Source organism: Priestia sp. J2 (genome assembly GCF_020790095.1).
GTDB lineage: Bacteria > Bacillota > Bacilli > Bacillales > Bacillaceae_H > Priestia > Priestia zanthoxyli.
Genome location: NZ_CP086208.1, coordinates 318,468 through 337,609, shown reverse-complemented (window position 1 = coordinate 337,609; position 19,142 = coordinate 318,468). Strand labels below are relative to the sequence as shown.

Below are 19,142 nucleotides of genomic sequence, written 5' to 3'. Positions count from 1 at the left end.
CGCTGTTGATTAACAGCGAGGTTTTTTCATTTTTTCACAGAAGGCTGAGGGCTAATGCGCGGTATTAAAACCACAAATAATACAACAACCCCCACACCAATCAATAATAAATAAAACCATTGTAGATCTGATGACTTTTCAGAAGCCGTTTGTTCTGTCCGATCTTTCTTGTAGGAAGTGTTTTTAGAAGAAAACAAGTTATATTCTTTTGCTTTCGCAGAAATCGTATTATCTTCAGCTGATGCGTTCGCAAAAAGACTTTCTTTTAAACTCTCTTTCTCTGCATCTTCCTCTTTTTCAAATGTAAGATCCTTTATTTCCTCCGGAATATTTCCTACTTCTTTTTTATTTTCTAGCAAGGATTCGGGGTCTAAGTTAATGGGATCATCTTTATATACATTTGGTTTAATCTCTTCAACGTTTCCATCATCAGCTTCAGCCGCTGCTGCTATAGGGAAACAAAGAAGTGAAAAAATAAGAACAACACTTCCAATCTTCTTACTAAGCACTATAGGTTTCATCATTTTCAACCTCTTTAGTCGTCTTTAAAGCACGAATAATAGATGGCAGAACACTTAAAACAGCAGTCATTCCCAGTAATACAATAAGCGCCTGTCCAAACAGAGACTGCGTATCATATTGAATGGACATGTACACTTTAGATACTGGATCTTCGTAATTAAAGTTTGGCATAGATAAGTTAAGAAGCGGGGTAATATAAAATAAAATCAACCCTACTGTCGTCACCCATCCAGCGAAGCTTCCTAATAAGAAAGCAATACGTACAAGTGTAGATGAAGCAAGCAATAAGACGATCGTAAAGATTGACCATTCCATTGCCCGGTCTCCCGATAACGAATAAATATTAAGGCTAAAGATACTTACCATTAACCCTACAATCAAATTCAATAATCCAAAGAGCGTACCTTTTACAAGCATCGGTGCATGTCGGTAGTATTGACTGAAATAGCCAATTAGTAGGCTGCTGATTAAGATAATAACCAAAATGACAACCGGTGGAACCTCTTTTACTTTTTCAGCCGGCACTTCACCGCTTACTTGAAGAGGATTTGCTAAATAATGATAAACGTAATCATTATTCTGTCCATCTACTAATGTATTATTTAACAAGCGGTATACCTGGCCTCGCACCAACTTCGTTGAATCCACGTTTTGGGCCCACTTGCTGTTAAGCGTGTCAGCCTTATCCTGAACTTCATTTACACGCTTCTGCAATTCATCTGTGTACGTGACAACATTAGCTTGTCTTTCACCTAAAGATGAAATGAGTTCGTTCATTCCCTTCAACTCTTGACCCATGCTTTGCTGCAGCGTCATTAAGCCTGTTACGTCCGGAGCTTCTTTCTTTTCTAATGCTTGATCTTCACCTGCGCTAGATTGAAGCTCTTGATTCATTGCATTTGCTTTTTCTTGAATAGCTGATAGCTCTTCCATAATCGATGCTTGTTCAGCATCAACTGTTTGTCCATATTGATCAGCAAAATCTTGCACTGAACTTTGGAACTGTGCTAACTCTTCTTTTGTTAGAGACAGGTTTTGTTGAATTTGCTTACGCGCGTCTTGAGAAGAAACGGTTCCAGCTAACGCCTGCTGCAAACTTCCTTTAATAGAGTCATTGTTAAGGACGCTGTTCTGTATGTCTGTATTTCCGACTTGAGCTAAAGTCAAATCATACTGCGATAAATCACCGTAGTACTTTAACAGATCTTCGGCACTGCTGCTTTTAATCTTACCTGAGAATGTATTGCTCAGCTTTTCTTTTCGAGAAGCTGAAAGGTTTGGAGAAGATAAGATTTTATCTTCTTTGTTTTTAATCATCGTAATGAGACCATCAACATCCGCACTGCCTTTAGAAGGTTTTTTGCCGTCTTCTTTCAACTTTTCATTCTCTTTTTTTAATCGTTCATTTTCTTCTTGAAGCTTAGCAATTTGACTGCTGGACGACTTGGTTGCTTCTTCTAAGTCTTTCTCTGCTTTGTTTTTCTGTGCTGTCAAAGACTCGACGTCTGCTTCCAAACTGGCAATTTTCTGCTTCAGCGCATCCGTATTTTCTCCTGAAGTTTCAGGCTGAACGGTTACATTTTGCAGCTCATCTTTGACCGCCTGTACCTGTGTTTTCAGATTAGCCACTTTTTCAAGCGCACTTTTCACAGCATTGGATGTGCCTGATGTATCAGGTGTATCCGGTGTTTCAGGCGTTCCAGGCGTTTCCGTGTCCTCAGGTGTCTCAGGTGCTTCAGGCGCTTCGGGTGTTTCACTCGTCATGCCTTGAAGCTGCTTTTCTAAATCATCAAGCCCTTTTGATATATCATCAAGCTTTGCTGTTTGCTGAGATAAATCCACTTGAATTGGTTCTGACGTTCCTTCGCCTTGACCGGAATCTGGCTGAGTTCCATCATCTTCTCCAGGATCCGTCGGCGTCTCTCCACCTTGATTAGGATCTGGCTTAGTTCCGTCACCTTCTCCAGGGTCCGTTGGCGTCTCTCCGTCTTGATTAGGATCTGGCTGAGTTCCATCACTTTCCCCTGGATCCGTTGAGCCTCCACCACTATCATTTGATGAAGCTGTCTCTAGCTGCGCACGAAGCGGCTTTAGCTTACTTTCAATTTGATTTAAGGTTGTTTGCTCAGACTGCTGTTTGTATGAACTGATGATTTGGCCGTTCAAATCTTGCAGAGCTTTTTCTTGTTCACTGACGTTATCTGCTTGTTGATCTCCAAGTTCTCCAACGGCTTTTTGATTTTCATCCAGCTGCTGTTGAATGGAAGATAAGCCACTAAACACTTGATTGGCCTGCTCATTAAAATTTTGCTTAGAGCTTGGCTGATTAGATTCAAGGGAAGACAACCCTTGTTGAATCGCAGCGACACTTTGAGCCTGCGTTTTTTCAAGCATTTGTTTCTGTGTTTCTTGATATGTTTGATATTGATTTACATATTCAATGAAGCTGTTTAAATTCTTTTCAACCTGTTCTACGTCGCCTTGTCTGTCGCTAGAACCTTTTTCTGCTTTATTTACATTATCTTGGATTTGCTGAAGAATTTTCTTTTGATCATTTAATTCACCTGCTAAATCTTTTGAATTCGGTTTATAAAAAGCGACCATTGTTTTTTGAAAGGCGATTTCTTTATTTAGAATTTTATCGAACTGTTCGCGTACCTTATCCACTTCCTGTGATACATAACTCCAGTACAAAGAGGACATTTCATTATTAACCTTTGTAGTAGCATCTTCTAATTCCCCTACTACTTTTTCCTTATTAACTGCGTTAAGCTGACTTTGAACTTTGTATTCCAAAGTAGCTTTTTCTGGTTTTTTTTCCTGATACGATAAAATATTTTGTGAGAAAGTCGAGGGAATATAAATAACCGCATCATATTTCCCATTCTGTAAACCGCTTGTAGCTGCGCTTCGTCCAAGCACGGTCCATTGATAATCTGACCCCTCCTGTAAAAGAGGAGTCACTTTTTCTCCAAATTCTATCGCTTTTTCACTATTTTCTTTTACTCCATTATCTTCGTTAACAACCGCAATCGTTCTTGTTGAGTTTTCTGTGACTTGTAGCGGGTTGTCTCCAATATACTGGAAAAAGAAAGAAGGAAGAGCCAAAATTAAAACAACAGCTAATATGACTTTAAGTGTATACTTACGCTGTTCGGTCATGTTAAGATCTTCCTTTCACTTACACATAGCGGGATTTGAATTCTTGTTTCTTTTCCACTTTTAATATAATAACCGAAGCCAGGGTTAACGTCGGCTTCTTTTCGGTCATAAGGAAGTGTAAATAAGCTTTGCTCTGTTTTCTTCATCAACAACACAGCTTGGCCAATTTGCTTCACTTCTGTTGTTAACGCGTCAAATCCTTTTGAAAACTCATTGTTGTTCCCTGCAACAATCAAGTTAAAGCCCAGGTGGCTATAATTTTTCATCAATTTTGTAATACGATCCTGCAAGACACTGTCTAAGTTTTGCTGGAATCGTACAAATCCGTCTACCACAAGCATGATCGGGGCAAATGAAAGGCCGTGTACGGTTCCTTCCTGCACTGCTTCCAAATACTTATTTTCACGTCGCTGCAATCGTTCTTCGGTTAGGTCAAGCCAGTCGACGATCTGTTCTTTTGTTTCCATGTAAACAACTTGCTCTTCAGCTGCATAGCTTGATAAACCACGGTCAACCGAATCAAATAGTCCGATTTGCTTCACGCCTTGTTCAAGCGCTGTTTGCAGTATGACTTTCACTACATTTGTCTTTCCTTTTTGCGTCTGCCCCATGACGATACAATGCTTATTTTTCGTAAAGTTCATATGCACCGGTCGAACAAACTCTTCATCTAACCCAAGAGGAATAACTCCTTTTTCGCGAATAACTCTTCTGTCCGTCATAAATTCGGCAAGTACAAGTTTCGATGACAGCATTGGCACCGGCTCCGGAAGAATAGCATCAGCATATTGTTTCTTTAATCGTTGAATGTGCAGCTTAACTGCATCAAAAATTTCAAAATCATCTTTTCCTTCCGCAGGTAAAAACAGCTGTGCAAAATAAGGTTGATCCGTTTTGATAATAGCCCGACCTGGAATAGACTCCAGCGCATACGGCGTACGTCCTAAAATAGAATACGCTTCTGAATGATCCATTAAGTAATGAACCACCTTCGTTTTCAAGTTATTCATAAGTGACTGACGAATAGAATTCACGCGCGTCGCGGTAAAGATCATATAAATTCCTAAAGACTGGCCGTCACGCACAAGCTGTGTGAACTGCATTTCTAGATCTTGCATTTCTTCTTTAACAAGATCAAAATTATCAATCGTGATAAAAATTAGAGGAAGCTCTTCTGAACTTAGAGCATTATACATTTTGATATTGCTAACTTCCTGCTGTTGAAATAACTGCTTTCGCCTTGCGATTTCTTGTTTGATAATCGTCATGAATTTTTCAATTTTACGCATTTGATCCATTAAGAAATAATCCGCCGTATGAGGCAGCTGACGAAGCGGCAGCAGCGTACCGTTCCCAAAGTCAAAAATGTAATAATGAAGCTGCTCTGGGCTCTGTCTTTCAGCTAGACTAAGAAGCAACATCATGACTGTAAACGATTTACCGTATCCTGACGAACCAAATATACCAATGTTTCCATCGTCCATCAGCTGATAGTTATATACCGTTTGACTTTGCTTTTCAGGTTCATCAATTAAGCCAATTGGGAATACGCCGTCTCGCTTCTCTTTGTACTCACTGCGAAGCAATCTCTCTTTAAGAGGCGGCAGCCATGGACTATTTAATTTTTTGATACCTAATTCCTGCTGCGTTTGTTCGATTTTTTGCACCACAACATCAATTTCTGCTTCCGCTTGTTTGGATGACGTCTGCTGAGTAGATACATCAGATAAAGGAATCAACCCGAGATCTGTGATAATGGCTACTTCATCTTCAGCCCCATACGTATCTTCCATGTACGGCGCGCCGCTCCAAGCTGACTGAAACAGTTCATACACTTCATTATTTCCAACCTGCAGATAGCCTCGACCCGTCACCGTAATAGAAGCAGCGTCTGCATTTTTTAAGATTTCTTTACTATCAGCGGCATCTTGGACTTTTAACGCTACTTTAAAGCGCGCATTACTCCAAATTTGATCGTCAATAACACCGCCTGGCTTTTGTGTTGCTAAAATTAAATGAACGCCTAGACTACGTCCAATTCGCGCCGCGCTGACTAATTCGCGAATGAACTCTGGTTCTTCACTTTTTAACTCAGCAAATTCATCCGAGATTAAGAATAAGTGAGGCAGAGGTTCTTCTGCCATACCTTGCTTATATAAATCTGTATAATCATTAATATGATTGACTTCATATCTATCAAACAAGCGTTGGCGTCGCTTTAATTCACTTTTAATAGAAGCTAAGGCTCTTGTACTAAAATTCTTACTTCCTTCAATATTTGTAATGGTTCCAAGCAGGTGAGGCATGTTTTTAAACGGCTGAGCCATTCCTCCGCCCTTATAGTCAATCAATAAAAATGCGACTTCATGGGGGTGGAAATTCACCGCTAGAGAAAGAATGTACGTTTGTAAAAATTCACTTTTCCCTGACCCCGTCGTACCTGCAAGTAATCCATGAGGGCCGTGAGCTTTTTCGTGAAGATTTAGTTCAACAATATCTTCTTTTCCTTTTAAACCAATTGGAACCGCTAGCGACTTAGCTGATTCATTGGTGTGCCACCTTTGCACGATATCCAGCTCACCAATTTCTCTTGCTTTAAATAATTCTAAGAATGAAACGCTATTTGGAATTGAGTTGGTCATGCCAACTTGGTGATCCAATGTCCGCAGCATCCTTGCAAATCTTTCATTATAATCAAGCGTGTGTTTATCAAGCTGAAATGGAATATTCACAGCTTTTTGCTTTTGAATTAATATATCCCCCTCGGATTCGTTAATATAACGAACGAGTGTGTGAACATGCTCCGTTAAGCTTTCTTTCGTCTCTGCCGCAAATATCGTAGAGAACCCAAGATGAGGGTGATACCCTTCTAAATACTCTAAGATAACGTGATCTGCAATTAGCTGCTGATTCGTAATAATAAAAACAAAGTGAGGCAAAAAAACCCCTTCTCCTTTTGCTTCATCTAAGTCGCGTTCTCTCAGCATTTCGTAAATAGAAGATAAAAGCTGATCTCTCGTTTGTTCATTATAAATGAAGCCTTTCGCAAAAGAATGAGGCAGCTGAAAATGAGGGAGCCATTTCATCCATTCCCACTCTTTATATTCTTCTTCATCAAAAATGAATACGAATCTCACATCATGATAACTGTGGGAGAATGCCAGCTGTCCTACAAGCTGATGCAGTTCATTCTTCACCGTCTTCATCTTTCCTACCAGACCGATAGAGCCTAAACCTAAGTGAGCGGTAACAGGCGCATTTTTGACTTCTCGATAGACTTTTTCCATGTGCTGAGACTGCTCAAGCAAATCATCAATTTCTCGATTAGCCATATCTCCGCTATTTAAAGAAATTTGGTAGCTTCCAGGAACTGTTCCTTTTCCAAGACGCACCTGTAAGAAATCACTGCTTTCCACAGTTCGTTCCCAAATTCGATCGGAAATCTGTTCTGTTAAATATTTCATTCGTTCAAACGTTGGAAAATGATAAGATAATACGTCTCGTTGAACTGATGCTAGTTCTTGTAATTCCTCGCGCTTGTTCTCTAAGTACTTTGTATAAATTCGACGACGACGCTCTTGGCGCTTCTTGCGCTGTTTTTTATCTTTGAAATATTGAACGGTAGATACAATCAGCGTGGTCGTAAACATCATGACAGATATAATAATAAAAATTCCCCTGGGCTGAATAATCGATACCGTACCCATGACTAAAAGCATGACTAATGGGGGTAAAATGGTAAGCCATAAGCTTCGGTTATTTTCATCATTGTCTTGAGACGGAAAGGACAAGCTCACCTTATCATTAGGCAAATCATATATCATGCGCGGTGTCCGTCTATAAACCGGGTACTTCTTTTTCATTTCAGAAATAGGTTGCGCCGTAGCCGGAAGCTTAGATGCATAATCATAGTAGCTTTGAATCTTCAGCAAATCTTTTTCGATCAATTGAATCGTCATAGAAGACCATAAAATAAGATCTCCGGGCTGAAGGTTCCTATTCTCTTCTATTCGGTGTCCATTAAGATAAAACCGTTCTTGGTTATAAAAGACCTTCCACTTCCCGTTTATCTTTGATAAGTAAAATCCTTCTTTTGGCTCTACTACATACTTTTCTTTCTGCTGATACACATCAGCTGCTTCATCACTTGTGGAAAACGAGACTTCTGATTCGTAATCAATATAATAGACAGCTTCTTTAACAGCCGTCTCTGTAAGGGCAAAGGTTAAAGCCTGTCCTTGTTCTCGCCATACAAACGACTCAGAAACAGATAGCTCTGCTATCCTTTCTTCTCCGTAGGAAATCAAGAGCCGGCCGTTCTTTTCAGATGACAGCGTCATTTGACCTTTCTCAAACGGATAGGAAAAAGTAAACGTTTGATGCTGAGTGTTTCCAACCGTTGCTTGGCGAAAGGTTTTAAAATCTATAGGCAGCTGCTGATACGTTTGCCCACTAACTATCCAAAGCATATTCATACAACTACCTCCCTACTTCGATTGATCTTCCTGCTGTTTTTTCTGCTCTTCTTGTTTCTTTTTCTCGGCTTCTGCAGCTTTCTGTTCTTCTTCCTGCTGCTTGGCCGCCTGTGCTTCCTCAGCCTGTTTCTCTTCTTGCTGCTTGGCTGCTTCCGCTTCTTGCTGATCATTTTCTTTCTTGAATTCTTCCAGTTCATTCGCTACTTTATCAAGCTCTTCTTGCTTTTTATCAGCCGCTAAATCGTTGTCTGTCTTTAGCTGACCTTCGTATTTCATTAATGCATAGATAATTAACGAACGTTCTTCTAACAACCTGCTCACTTCTAAAGCTTTTTTGTTGTCTCCTCGGCCAATGTAAAACCAATAGGCAAAGTACTGAGGATCTGACTGAAGCGTAATAGTCTTTAAAGCATTTGCCTTTTGCTCCTCTCCCAACTTTTCATTAACAAGATAGGAGGTTGCTATTTCGTATTGCACAATTTTAGGCATACTTTCAATATCGTAATCTTCAAGTGTGTCGACTACTTTGCTGTAGTTTTTTTCAAGAAAGTATTCGTTGCTTTCTACAAATGCTTCTTGTTTCGGCTGAGCAAAAAAATAAGAATAAAAAGTATAAATAAGAGCTGGAATTAATAAGACAAGTATACCGACAGATGAAAACTTAAAAATGGTCCAGCGTTTTTGAGGAAGTTGAACAAGTGTCTTTTGATGTTTTTCAATTTGGGTTAGCTTATGCTGAACAAATTGACTCAACTCTTCCTCATTGCTGATATGCATTATTTTTTTAGCGTCTTCTTTTAATTGCAAGGTCTCGTATAACTTAAAATACTGTTCAAATGTATGCGATGAGTCAACAGCCGCCGCTATCGTAGCCTTTAACTCCTGAAAGCTTTGTTCCTCGTTAGGTTCATAAGGAGGTAAACTTTCTTTCACTCCATAATGTAAAAAAGCAGGACTTAAACTTTTATCAAAAATGATATTTTCTGGACAAATCAACAAATGCAGCCTTGAAAAAGAATGCTGCTTTATCTTTTTGATAAGCTGATCTGCAAACAGCCACTTTTGCTGTTCTTCTTTTCCCTTTAATGCTGTAAAAGGTTGAAATTCAGAGGTAGGCTTAATTGTTATTTTAAGTTCATCATCGCTCATCATGATTTCTTTTTGAAAAGCCGTGTTTACATCCTTTAACATTTCAATTTCAACAGAACGATCAAGTCGAATTTTTTCTTTTTGAAAAACAAATGTATATTCATTATTATGACGTGTCATTACAGCTTCGAGCTGCTCTTCTAAGTAAGTCGGTTTCTTCTCTGACATTCTAATAGACTCCTTTAGAGAATTTCGATACAATCACCTGTGGTAATTCCGCAGTTAATCATCGTCTCATTTCCCGAGAAAATAAGATTTTTATTTGAAACACGTATCCACGCACCGTCCTTTGGTGATTGAGTAATCTTTTTAGCTTGCCAAACGATCTCGACTACTTTTTTGATTGAATGATAGTTTGATAGTCGCAAATCGAACCGATCACCTGTATAGTGCTTTAAGTCTACTGTTACTTCTATATACATAGGGTTTCATCACCTCAAAACATAGAAAAAGCGCCTTCATCTTTTGAGAATGGGGCGCTCCTTTTATTACTTCACTTAGATTATTAGATGAAGTTAACCGCGGATTTGGCTAGCGATTTGGTTATCTGTATCTTCAAGAACATTTGCAGAGTCGTCTAATTGCTTAGCAATTTTTGTAAGTAGGTTAGACATTTCAACGAAAGAAGGTTTTAATTCTTCGTATTGAGCAGCAAACGCTTCGCTTGAAGCACCTTCCCACATATCTTGAAGTTGATTTTTCATTGTATCAAGACGGCTTACTAGTTCTTGAACTTGACCGCTTTCGTTAGTATAGCGACCTGACATGTCGCGAAGCTCTGCTGGTGTTACGCGAATAATTCCTGACATACATATCTCTCCTTCGGTTTATATATTTACTATTATTGTAAGAAACTCTAGTGATAAGGTCAAAGGTTACTTGCAAAAGCCTCCAAAAATGAGAATATGTATCTACAAGTACCCCTAAAAAATGCAAATAAAACCTAAAAAACCAAGATTTTGTTCTCATTTAAACCTTTTCCATCTAATCTATAGGTACCTATTTAAAGGAAAATAAAAACTATAAGACTATTAAATTACATTTCTATTTATTATCTATAGAACTATTTACTAGTAATAAAAAAGCAGCAGCCTGTTTAAGGCCCTGCCTATATATATCCTATTTATTTAAGATTCAGACATGCTTGAAAAAAGGACATGTGCTTGTTATCGCCTTGGCTACTGCTTAAAATAATTTTTATCTTCTTTTAACATTCTTATTTCTTCCGGGATGAATAATTTTGAGAGAGGCGTGTCAGGATTAAGTAATATGGCTATTTCTTCATTTAATACAGGCAGCATATCCTTAAATGATACACATACGGTCTTTTCATCTTTTAGCATCTGTTCAATCGGATATTTTGACGAAAAAACAGGTAAATATCGATACGCTGCACTTTTCATCGTCTGAACGTAGTGCTCTGCAATTAATATATCTGATGCTACATGTTCTGAGCTAACAACTAGCCATAAATTGCTATTCATTAAAGTTTTATAAAATTGAGCAATTTTTTTATTATCTTTCATTGCTTCAATTAACGATTTTTCTAATAAATTAAATGTATACTTCATTGCTGAGACAACCCTGTAAGGAACTGTACCATTTCACTTCCAGCGCCATCATATACTTCATTCATTCTCTCTTCACTTCCTCTGTGCTGTCACTAAACATAATGTTTGAAGGATTCATCTCCTGACTTAAAATGCCCAATCCCATTTGAATAACCCCATAAGTGAAAAATTCCGTTCGACTGCATGTAGAACCATTCACTACTTTTTCTTCCCAAGACATAGAAAGCGAATTCCACATAACATTAAGAGTACCTAGAGGTTTTTCAATCGTTCTATGCATATTGTCATACGTGTTCCATTCTTTTAAGTTCTTTATGTCATTCCACGTATCTTGCGAATGGGCGCTCCCATCGCTCCATACGCTCGACCAAAACTCCGTCCAGCCTGAAGAGCCTTCTAGCTCTCCATCTGCTTTTCTCATTTGCTCCGCAGTGTCTTTTACTAATAAATGTGCATTTTCCGTTAGCGAATCAAGTTTGCGAATCATATGCTGTAACTCTTCCTGCAAGTCCAGCACTTTATCAATATCTGCAACAGACAAGAAATGTAGATTTGTAGCTTCCCAGCTTAGTTTTTGAAGTGCATCAGTCGTCTGTGAATGAGACTGTTGAATTCGCTCTGCAAATGTCTGCAGCACCTCTGGATTTACTTTTATCTCCATGTATGTCCGTCCCCCTATCTCTTGTAAGCCTTCAGTCATCATCCAAACCTTTTTTAAGCCTATACGGAAAGACTCACTTTCTAAAAGAGTGAGTCGATAATGTTATTTATTACGCCGATGCTAGCTCTCTTAATCGTGAAATTTCTAAGCGTAAAGTTTGAAACAATTCATCCCTTACGTCGTACAGATGAAAAGTGGATTGCGTAATATCATTATAAATATCCTCATATGAGCTCTTAGAACGCCCTGACCAATCTGACGCATATTGTTGGTGCGAATTTTGAAACAGATAGATACCTTCTTCAAGAAATTCCATGATACGTTGAACTTCATGTAAATATGATTCTAATTGATCTGCATCTCGACTATATTCTTTGCTTTTTCTTCTTCGCTCTATGTCGTCAAAGAGATCATCAATTGCATCCATAAAATGTCCCCACGTCCTTCTTCCTCTTTTATTAGAAGTCTCTTAAAGTAATGTTAAAATAAGGTTACAAAAAACAAAATCCATCATTCAAACTATTTTCATACCTAGGAAAAAATATCTACATTTCTCTTTTTTTACTTATTTATACAGGGGAAATAGAGAAAATAAACAACGCCAGGCTGCTGTAATAAAGCAGTAGACGTTGCTTTTTAGGTTGTGACACTGCTGTTATAAAAAGGAAGAATACCTAGTTTACATCCGACCTTTTTGTTTCTTTTTCTTGTTAAATGGCTTTTTTGAAGGTTTTTTAGCTGTACGGGACTGCTCTTTTGTACCTTCATCGACGATTTCGCCCATATAAAGCTCTTTTTTCGCTAATGAAAGTTGAAGTTCACGTGCGATTTGTTTTAAATTTCGCTCTTCTCGTTCAGTGACAAGAGAAATGACTGTACCTTCTGCTCCCGATCTGCCTGTTCTACCTGAGCGATGTACGTATTGATCTGCATCTTGAGGAACATCGATATGAATTACATGCGTCAATCCCTTAATGTCTAATCCTCTAGCTGCGACATCCGTTGCTAATAAGACAGGGAAATCTCCTTTTCGAAAACCTTTAATCGTCGTAGCACGATCTTCTTTTTTCGTTTCACTGTGTAAAGAGCCTGCTTCTACACGCTTAAATGTTAATTTTTCTTCAAACTCGATCAGAGTATCAATCCCTTTAAAAAAGGCTAAAGCTTTCATTTGTTCTTGACGAACTAGTTTTCTAAGCACGTCCACTTTATCTCTAGCTTCACTTTTGATGTATACATGCTCTACCTTCGAAGCTGGGAGTTCATCTCTTCCTACCTCTATTTCAAGAGGCTGGTTCATCATGTCTTTCGCTAGCGATTTGGTACGTTCTGATACAGTAGCTGAGAAGACTAGGATTTGACGATCACTTAACGCCATTTTTACAATCTGTTGAACCGTTTGAACATGCTCAGGTACAAACAATTGATCCGCTTCATCAATCACAATTGTTTTGACTTCGTGCATTTTTAATTTCTTCATTTTAATTAATTCGTTCAAACGTCCTGGGGTACCAACAATGATATTAGGGCGCTTTTTGAGTTTTTCTAATTGCCGTTTCATATTTGCTCCGCCAATAAACGCAGCGCTTGAAATACCGCTTCCCTGCGACCAAGTTTGAATTTCACCATGAATTTGCATAACTAATTCATGGGAAGATGCTAAAATAACCGCTTGAACATGAGATGGTCCCGGCTGAATGCGATGTAAGACAGGCAACAAATATGCCAGTGTCTTTCCTGTTCCCGTTGGGGATTCTCCTATTACATCTTTATTAGCTAAAATCTCTGAAATAGCTTTCGTTTGAATGGCAGTAGGCTCATTGAACCCTGCTTTTTTCCACGCCTCTTGTAAAAAAGGCTGTAAAGTCTCTATAAACTGACTCATATCTATCTCCTTTTCCATGCTTTTCTCGATATTATAAACGATTTTTTTATTTCAATTAAACGAATGTATCAGTGGCCATGTGCGTTAATACTGACCTTAATTTCTATTTATAAATAAACCTTCCTTATCCCAAAGGACCCTGTCAATCCGTCAGTAGAAAAGTCGATTGTTGCCTTAACTTTTCTACATCGATATACATAGCTTCAACTATGATACACTATTGCTTCTATAGAAAACAATATGATCCTCTTTATTATGGACGAAAACTTGTATAAGAAGGAGGTTTTATGTCCTATATGGATCCGGACGCAAAGGGCTCAGCTGCTTACTTCCTCTTTTTCAAGAAAACAACCGCCTCTCTGAACTACGAAAGGCGGCTGTTTCGTTCTGTAATTGGCATATCAATAGTAACCGTTGTCCCTTTTCCTTTACCGCTTTTAAAATGCATGGTACCTTGATGACGCTCCATGATTTTGTAACACACGGCCAGCCCTAAGCCCGTTCCAGCTTCTTTTGTAGAATAAAACGGCGTCCCTACTTGTTCAATCCTCTCTTGACTCATTCCGATTCCATTGTCTTCGAAGTGAATCAATGCTCGTGTATCTTTTTCTTCAACTGTTATTGTAATATGGCCTTTCTCAATAATAGCTTCTACACCGTTTTTGATCACATTGATGAACACTTGTTTCAACTGATTTGCATCAGCCGAAACATAAATAGGCCTTTTTGCTGTTTCTTTCAATAAAATAGAAACATTATTTAAATTGGCCTGCGCTTCCATTAGCGTAATAACTTGTTTTAAAATCTCGCATAAATTGGTCTTTTCAAAAGATACATGCTGCTTTTTTCCAAGAATGAGCATTTCACTGGAGATTAAGTTGATGCGGTCGATTTCAGACATCATGATATCTAAATATGTGTCATTTGTTTCCTTAGAGGCTTGCATAACCTGTACAAAACCTTTTAAAGAAGTAAGGGGGTTTCTAATTTCATGTGCTACGGCACCTGCCATTTGTCCAATAACCGACATTTTTTCCGAGGTTATCATAAGCTCTTCATCTTGGCGGTATGTAGTAATATCGCGTGCAATCATAAATACACCTACTACCTGCTTATGAACAATAATGGGAAGCAAAGAACACCTAAGCAACCGTCTTTCTCGCTTTCTATTGATCACATTCATTTCGAACTTAGCACCTTTTCCATTCAGCACTTCTTTAAAATACTCTTTACACATATCAAACTCTTCAGCTGCGATAAGAGCTGAAGGTTTCATCTTTTGCAGTTCTTCACTGGAGTATCCAACGATTGCTTCACCTTCCGGGTTAGCAAGAAGTACTTCACCCGTTTTACTTATTTCAAAAACACCATCAGGGTTATGTTTGAACAAAGATTGATAGTGCTGATTGCTCGTTTGAAGTTCGTGTTCTTTCACTACGAGCTCTTGCTGGGACTCCACTAGTTTATAAGCTCTCCTATATACCAACCCATACAAAATAATACCCGTAGCTAAAATAAAAAACCAACCTTTGTATTGTTGAAAAAAAATATATACTTCAAAACGACCTTGCGCTAATGTTCTAGATATATTATCAGATATCAAGATCCATACAGCGCCAATAATGATATATATAATTGAAATTCTTAAAGCTACTTTACGCGCGTGTTTCACCAAATTTTAATCACCTGTTTATCCGTATTGATCCCCTGTCTTATTGCCTTTATATGAAGTGTTCACTTTTTGTAGCCATTTCATGCCGTTGTAAAAAATTGATGAATGGCCTGACCTAGGTTACTAATAGATTTTACATTTGCTTGAAAATGATACTGGTGAAGCCATTGACTGTGATCGGGTGTCACACCTGTTAAATAAATCTGTACGCCCATTAGCTGAAATTCCCATATTAAATGTTCTAGGGCTGCAACACCTCGTTCATCAATTTGACCGATTCCATTAAAATCAATGATAACTCGATCAACCGTTTCCTCATCTATTTGTCTGAGCAGCCGATGTTCATTTTTCATGATGACTTCCTCAAATAAATCGCCAAACAGAGGTATAAGCACCATGTTGTTCGATAAATGAATAAACGGTCCCGACAGCTCTATAACTCGGTTCATGGCCTTTTCTAATCGTTCTTTTTGCAGCAGCAGTTCTAAGTCTGTTTCAGATAAACGCGCTGTATGCTGTTCGATTTTTTCTGAGAGAATTCTAATTTGAGAATCTTCCTCTACACATATTACATGCGCCTTATCTTGCTCCCATTTGCAATTCACGGTATAAAGAGACATCTTAGATTTACGCGAATGCATGACTAATTCTGTTTTTATTTTTTCCTTCTTTCCTAATCGTTTTCTAGCTTTGTTCTGACTATCTTCATCAACAATTTCTAAAAAATGTTGAACCTCTCCGAATAAAGCGGCTGCTTCATCAGATTGCGCTAGAATATTCATTTCCTCATCCATAATAAAAGCAGGAAGCGGAGCATATTTAATAGTCGACAACCTTAATCCCCCTAATTGATTGATAATGAAAAAGCTCTTTCAACTCCTCTAGCTGTGCAATAAATCGAACTTGATTTGTTTGAACAAGAGGAAACTTATAGTTTGAAACTACTCGGCCTCCAACTAAAATAAGCGGCTGATGTTTTGTCTTTTTTAATCCTTCTATATATTCGTTTGCTTTTTCTATATGATGAGTTAAACTGAACGAGATTCCTACTAAATCAGGTTTCCATTGTTCAACAGCGTGCGTTGCATGTAAAAGCGGAGAATCTGCTCCTAAAAGTTTCGTCTGCCATCCGTGCTCTTCAAAGAGAATGGAAATCATTTTTAAACCTAAAAAATGCTGTTCATTTTCTATACACAAAAACAGACCTTTTTTTTCACTTTTAATAACTTCTTGTCTTATACACAATTGATAGCGTGACAAAACATAGTCACAGGTAGTAGTAGCTAAATGTTCATCAGCCACTGAAATTTCATCTTCTTCCCACATCATACCGATTTGAGCCATTGACACTGAAATGAATTGCTGAAAAATATAAAATGTGTCGAAACCCTGCTGTCTTTTTTTCCACACAATATTCCAAGCTTCATCTTGATTCCCTGATAACAGTAATTCAGTCAAGCGTTCTATGCTTTCAATCAAGAAACCACCTCTTTTTCAGTCAAACGACTTGTTTTTTTTCCTTTGTTATTATCAACCATACCACTTAACTCACCGGCACTCTACAGTAAAATATTCTCACACCGACAAAATAACACCGGACGTCTCTGACAGGTAAATCTTTTTATTTTTCAAAGTCAACGAGGTAGTGATGCAGCAAGTGACGGTTTTGTTCATTGTATAAGTACGCATACACAGGACGTCCTATTGTGCCGTAAGTCATTCTTTCTCCAAGAAGACCTATATCTGTTAGAAATTTTAAATATTTTCGAATAGACACTCTTGAAATTCCCGTTTTTTCAGCCACATCATCGGTCGAAAAAGGGTGATCTTTAAGATGCACAATGGCTTCTACGATGACTTCTAATGTTCCTGTCGTTAGACCCTTAGGCAACGGCTCTACCGGAGCTTCTTTTATTTTTTTATTAGACAGCAGCCCGTCTAATTCCTGTTGATTAAGCTGAGGTTGCTGTTTTAACGTACGAAATGTTTGTTTATAAGCCGAAAGTGCTTGATAAAAGCGTTCAAATGTAAAAGGCTTAATCAAATAATCAATCGCTCCATAGCGTAAAGCTTGCTGAATCGTTTGGGCATCCGAAGCAGCGGTGATAAAAATGACGTCTATTTCCTCTTGCTTTGTTCGAATCTCTTGTAAAACTCTCAAACCATTTTGCCCAGGCATAAAGATATCAAGCAGTACTAAATCAACTTGATATTCATTTACCTTCACTAAGGCTTCATGACCCGAATGAGCAACAGCGACCACTGTAAACCCCTCTATCTCTTCAATGTACTTTTGATTAAACTGAGCAACCATTGGGTCATCTTCAACAATTAATACTTTAATCAACTTGATCTCTCCTTGTTTCGTACGGAATATCAATATAGAATGTGGTGCCGCTATTTATAAATGAGTCAATAACGATTTGGCCACCTAGTTCATCAATCGTTTGCTTCACTAAATGCAGCCCAAACCCTCTGCTCGTTCCTTTTGTAGAAAAGCCTTTCTTGAAAATCTGATTCATTGTATCGGAAGGAATGCCGCAGCCTGTATCCGTAACTTGAATCGTAAGCTTATTGTTTTTATACACAAGCATAATGGACACTTTTTTAGAGGCTTGATGACAAACTGAATCAATTGCATTATCAATTAAATTTCCAATAATGGTAATGAGATGATGAGTAACGTGTGGATCTGAAGGTTCTGGAATAACTTCATCAGCGGAAAACGTCAGTTCTACGCTTTCCTCTCTAGCATAACTCATTTTGCCCATGAGAAACCCTGCCAACGCATGATCTTTAATAGATTTAGTCACTGAACTAGATTCATCGACACGATGATTAACAAGCTGATGAATATACGTTTTTAGCTCATCATAATAATTCATCTGCACCATTCCTAAAATCACATGAAGTTTATTCATAAATTCATGCGATTGTGCTCGAAGCGCTTCCACATACATTTTAACACCTGTTAGCTGTTCTGCTAAGATATTAACTTCTGTTTTATCCCGAAACGTAGAAAGTGCTCCTACAATCTCTTCGTTTACCACTAGCGGAACCCTATTAACTACAATGGCTACTCCATTTATGACTTGCTCTTCATCATAATGAGATTCCCCCGTAGACAAAACGTCGTCCAATCTGGAGGTGGGCATATATTCTCGAATAGACAAACCGATTGGCTCTGGTGCTAACCCTGCTTTAACAAATAAGCGGCGTGCAGAACGATTAGCAAGTGTAATATTACCTTCTTTATCAACAGCTATCACTCCTTCACGAACCGACTGCAGCATGGTGCTTCTCTCTTCTAGAATTTTAGCAATTTCAGAAGGTTCCAAGCCAAATAAAATTTTCTTTATGTAATTCGCTAATAAAATAGCACCAAGAACGCCTACAAGTAAGCCAATTAATGAACCTAAAACAATTCGACGATGCCCATCTCTAATCGCTTCATTTACATTATTCAAAGAAATCCCCACAGCCACTGCGCCAATTTGTTGATTTTTTTCATTATAAATAGGTGCAAAAGCGCGCAGAGATTTATCAAGCGTTCCTTTTGATACAGATACATAAGATTTCCCGTGCAATGATTTTTGCTCATCGCCTCCGGCAAACCTCTTTCCTATCTTTTTAGGATCTGGGTGAGATTGGCGGATTCCATTCATATCTATAACAACGATAAACAAGACGCTTGATTTTTTACGAATTCGTTCAGTAAATTCCTGAATTGACTGAGGTGTTTTTGTCTCTAGTCCTTTTTTCACGTTCGTTGATTCTGAAATAATTGTAGCAATAGTCCGAGCTTTTTCAGCCTGTTGATCTCGGATGTTTTTTCCAATTGAACTGCTAACTAATAAATCCGTTAACAATAGCGATAGAATTACCACCATGCATACAAGCAGCACCGTGATGCTTCGCAGCCCCATTCTTCCGTGTTTCACATTCTTCCCTCGCTTCCCTGCTTTCCTTGTTTATAGCACAAGAAAAAGATCTTATCTAGAGGCAGATAAGATCTTCGCTTATTTAATTTCATTTTTACTGAGTT

The 19,142-nt window shown here is 38.3% G+C and carries 15 protein-coding genes; all 15 read right to left on the bottom strand.

What is annotated here, in order from left to right; genetic code table 11:
* Positions 1 to 26 precede the first annotated feature (26 nt).
* The 15 genes from essA to dcuS all read right to left on the bottom strand — a co-directional run bounded on the left by essA (position 27) and on the right by dcuS (position 19,023).
* Positions 27 to 524 (bottom strand): type VII secretion protein EssA, encoded by a 498-nt coding sequence (essA, locus tag LJY09_RS01795; protein ID WP_028412470.1) that lies wholly within the window; start codon positions 522 to 524, stop codon positions 27 to 29.
* A complete protein-coding gene (esaA, locus tag LJY09_RS01790) occupies positions 502 to 3,684 on the bottom strand; it encodes a type VII secretion protein EsaA (protein WP_228307470.1) in 3,183 nt (1,060 codons plus the stop codon). The genes essA and esaA overlap by 23 nt, the downstream gene beginning before the upstream one ends.
* Positions 3,681 to 8,159: a type VII secretion protein EssC gene (gene essC, locus LJY09_RS01785; RefSeq protein WP_099330590.1), complete on the bottom strand. Its 4,479-nt coding sequence runs from the start codon at positions 8,157 to 8,159 to the stop codon at positions 3,681 to 3,683. The genes esaA and essC overlap by 4 nt, the downstream gene beginning before the upstream one ends.
* Before the next feature lie 12 nt (positions 8,160 to 8,171).
* Positions 8,172 to 9,476 (bottom strand): type VII secretion protein EssB, encoded by a 1,305-nt coding sequence (gene essB, locus LJY09_RS01780; RefSeq protein ID WP_028412472.1) that lies wholly within the window; start codon positions 9,474 to 9,476, stop codon positions 8,172 to 8,174.
* Between the two features lie 14 nt (positions 9,477 to 9,490).
* Positions 9,491 to 9,730, bottom strand: a complete 240-nt coding sequence (locus LJY09_RS01775; RefSeq protein WP_025752817.1) for an ESX secretion system protein YukD — start codon at positions 9,728 to 9,730, stop codon at positions 9,491 to 9,493.
* 93 nt (positions 9,731 to 9,823) lie between these two features.
* Positions 9,824 to 10,117, bottom strand: a complete 294-nt coding sequence (locus LJY09_RS01770; protein ID WP_028412473.1) for a WXG100 family type VII secretion target — start codon at positions 10,115 to 10,117, stop codon at positions 9,824 to 9,826.
* A gap of 369 nt (positions 10,118 to 10,486) precedes the next feature.
* The gene (locus LJY09_RS01765) at positions 10,487 to 10,879 is read right to left on the bottom strand and encodes an SseB family protein (protein ID WP_028412474.1); all 393 of its coding nucleotides are present in this window, start codon (positions 10,877 to 10,879) and stop codon (positions 10,487 to 10,489) included.
* A 61-nt stretch (positions 10,880 to 10,940) separates the two neighbouring features.
* Positions 10,941 to 11,540 carry a WXG100 family type VII secretion target gene (locus LJY09_RS01760; protein WP_155010626.1) on the bottom strand — a complete coding sequence of 200 codons (600 nt, stop codon included), beginning with the start codon at positions 11,538 to 11,540 and terminating at the stop codon, positions 10,941 to 10,943.
* A 109-nt stretch (positions 11,541 to 11,649) separates the two neighbouring features.
* Positions 11,650 to 11,967: a hypothetical protein gene (locus LJY09_RS01755; protein WP_013055102.1), complete on the bottom strand. Its 318-nt coding sequence runs from the start codon at positions 11,965 to 11,967 to the stop codon at positions 11,650 to 11,652.
* Between the two features lie 252 nt (positions 11,968 to 12,219).
* Complete coding sequence (locus LJY09_RS01750) at positions 12,220 to 13,425, bottom strand: DEAD/DEAH box helicase (RefSeq protein ID WP_028412476.1); 1,206 nt, start codon at positions 13,423 to 13,425, stop codon at positions 12,220 to 12,222.
* A gap of 364 nt (positions 13,426 to 13,789) precedes the next feature.
* Positions 13,790 to 14,884: an ATP-binding protein gene (locus tag LJY09_RS01745; RefSeq protein ID WP_224980631.1), complete on the bottom strand. Its 1,095-nt coding sequence runs from the start codon at positions 14,882 to 14,884 to the stop codon at positions 13,790 to 13,792.
* Between the two features lie 293 nt (positions 14,885 to 15,177).
* Entirely contained in the window at positions 15,178 to 15,930 is a 753-nt protein-coding gene (locus tag LJY09_RS01740) for an STAS domain-containing protein (protein WP_028412478.1), read from the bottom strand.
* Complete coding sequence (locus tag LJY09_RS01735) at positions 15,917 to 16,576, bottom strand: cobalamin B12-binding domain-containing protein (RefSeq protein ID WP_028412479.1); 660 nt, start codon at positions 16,574 to 16,576, stop codon at positions 15,917 to 15,919. The genes LJY09_RS01740 and LJY09_RS01735 overlap by 14 nt, the downstream gene beginning before the upstream one ends.
* Before the next feature lie 142 nt (positions 16,577 to 16,718).
* Positions 16,719 to 17,444, bottom strand: a complete 726-nt coding sequence (locus LJY09_RS01730) for a response regulator (RefSeq protein ID WP_028412480.1) — start codon at positions 17,442 to 17,444, stop codon at positions 16,719 to 16,721.
* On the bottom strand, positions 17,437 to 19,023 hold the full coding sequence (gene dcuS, locus LJY09_RS01725) for a DcuS/MalK family sensor histidine kinase (protein WP_034327425.1): 1,587 nt from the start codon (positions 19,021 to 19,023) through the stop codon (positions 17,437 to 17,439). Before dcuS ends, LJY09_RS01730 begins: the two co-directional genes overlap by 8 nt.
* Between the last annotated feature and the right edge of the window lie 119 nt (positions 19,024 to 19,142).

Excerpts from the sequence above, each read along its gene's own strand:
- LJY09_RS01775 (WP_025752817.1), bottom strand. The coding sequence starts at position 9,730 with ATGTATATAGAAGTAACAGTAGACTTAAAGCACTATACAGGTGATCGG.
- essC (WP_099330590.1), bottom strand. The coding sequence starts at position 8,159 with ATGAATATGCTTTGGATAGTTAGTGGGCAAACGTATCAGCAGCTGCCT.
- LJY09_RS01770 (WP_028412473.1), bottom strand. The coding sequence starts at position 10,117 with ATGTCAGGAATTATTCGCGTAACACCAGCAGAGCTTCGCGACATGTCA.
- LJY09_RS01750 (WP_028412476.1), bottom strand. The coding sequence starts at position 13,425 with ATGAGTCAGTTTATAGAGACTTTACAGCCTTTTTTACAAGAGGCGTGG.
- LJY09_RS01755 (WP_013055102.1), bottom strand. The coding sequence starts at position 11,967 with ATGGATGCAATTGATGATCTCTTTGACGACATAGAGCGAAGAAGAAAA.
- LJY09_RS01765 (WP_028412474.1), bottom strand. The coding sequence starts at position 10,879 with ATGAAGTATACATTTAATTTATTAGAAAAATCGTTAATTGAAGCAATG.
- dcuS (WP_034327425.1), bottom strand. The coding sequence starts at position 19,023 with ATGGGGCTGCGAAGCATCACGGTGCTGCTTGTATGCATGGTGGTAATT.
- essA (WP_028412470.1), bottom strand. The coding sequence starts at position 524 with ATGATGAAACCTATAGTGCTTAGTAAGAAGATTGGAAGTGTTGTTCTT.
- esaA (WP_228307470.1), bottom strand. The coding sequence starts at position 3,684 with ATGACCGAACAGCGTAAGTATACACTTAAAGTCATATTAGCTGTTGTT.
- LJY09_RS01760 (WP_155010626.1), bottom strand. The coding sequence starts at position 11,540 with ATGGAGATAAAAGTAAATCCAGAGGTGCTGCAGACATTTGCAGAGCGA.
- essB (WP_028412472.1), bottom strand. The coding sequence starts at position 9,476 with ATGTCAGAGAAGAAACCGACTTACTTAGAAGAGCAGCTCGAAGCTGTA.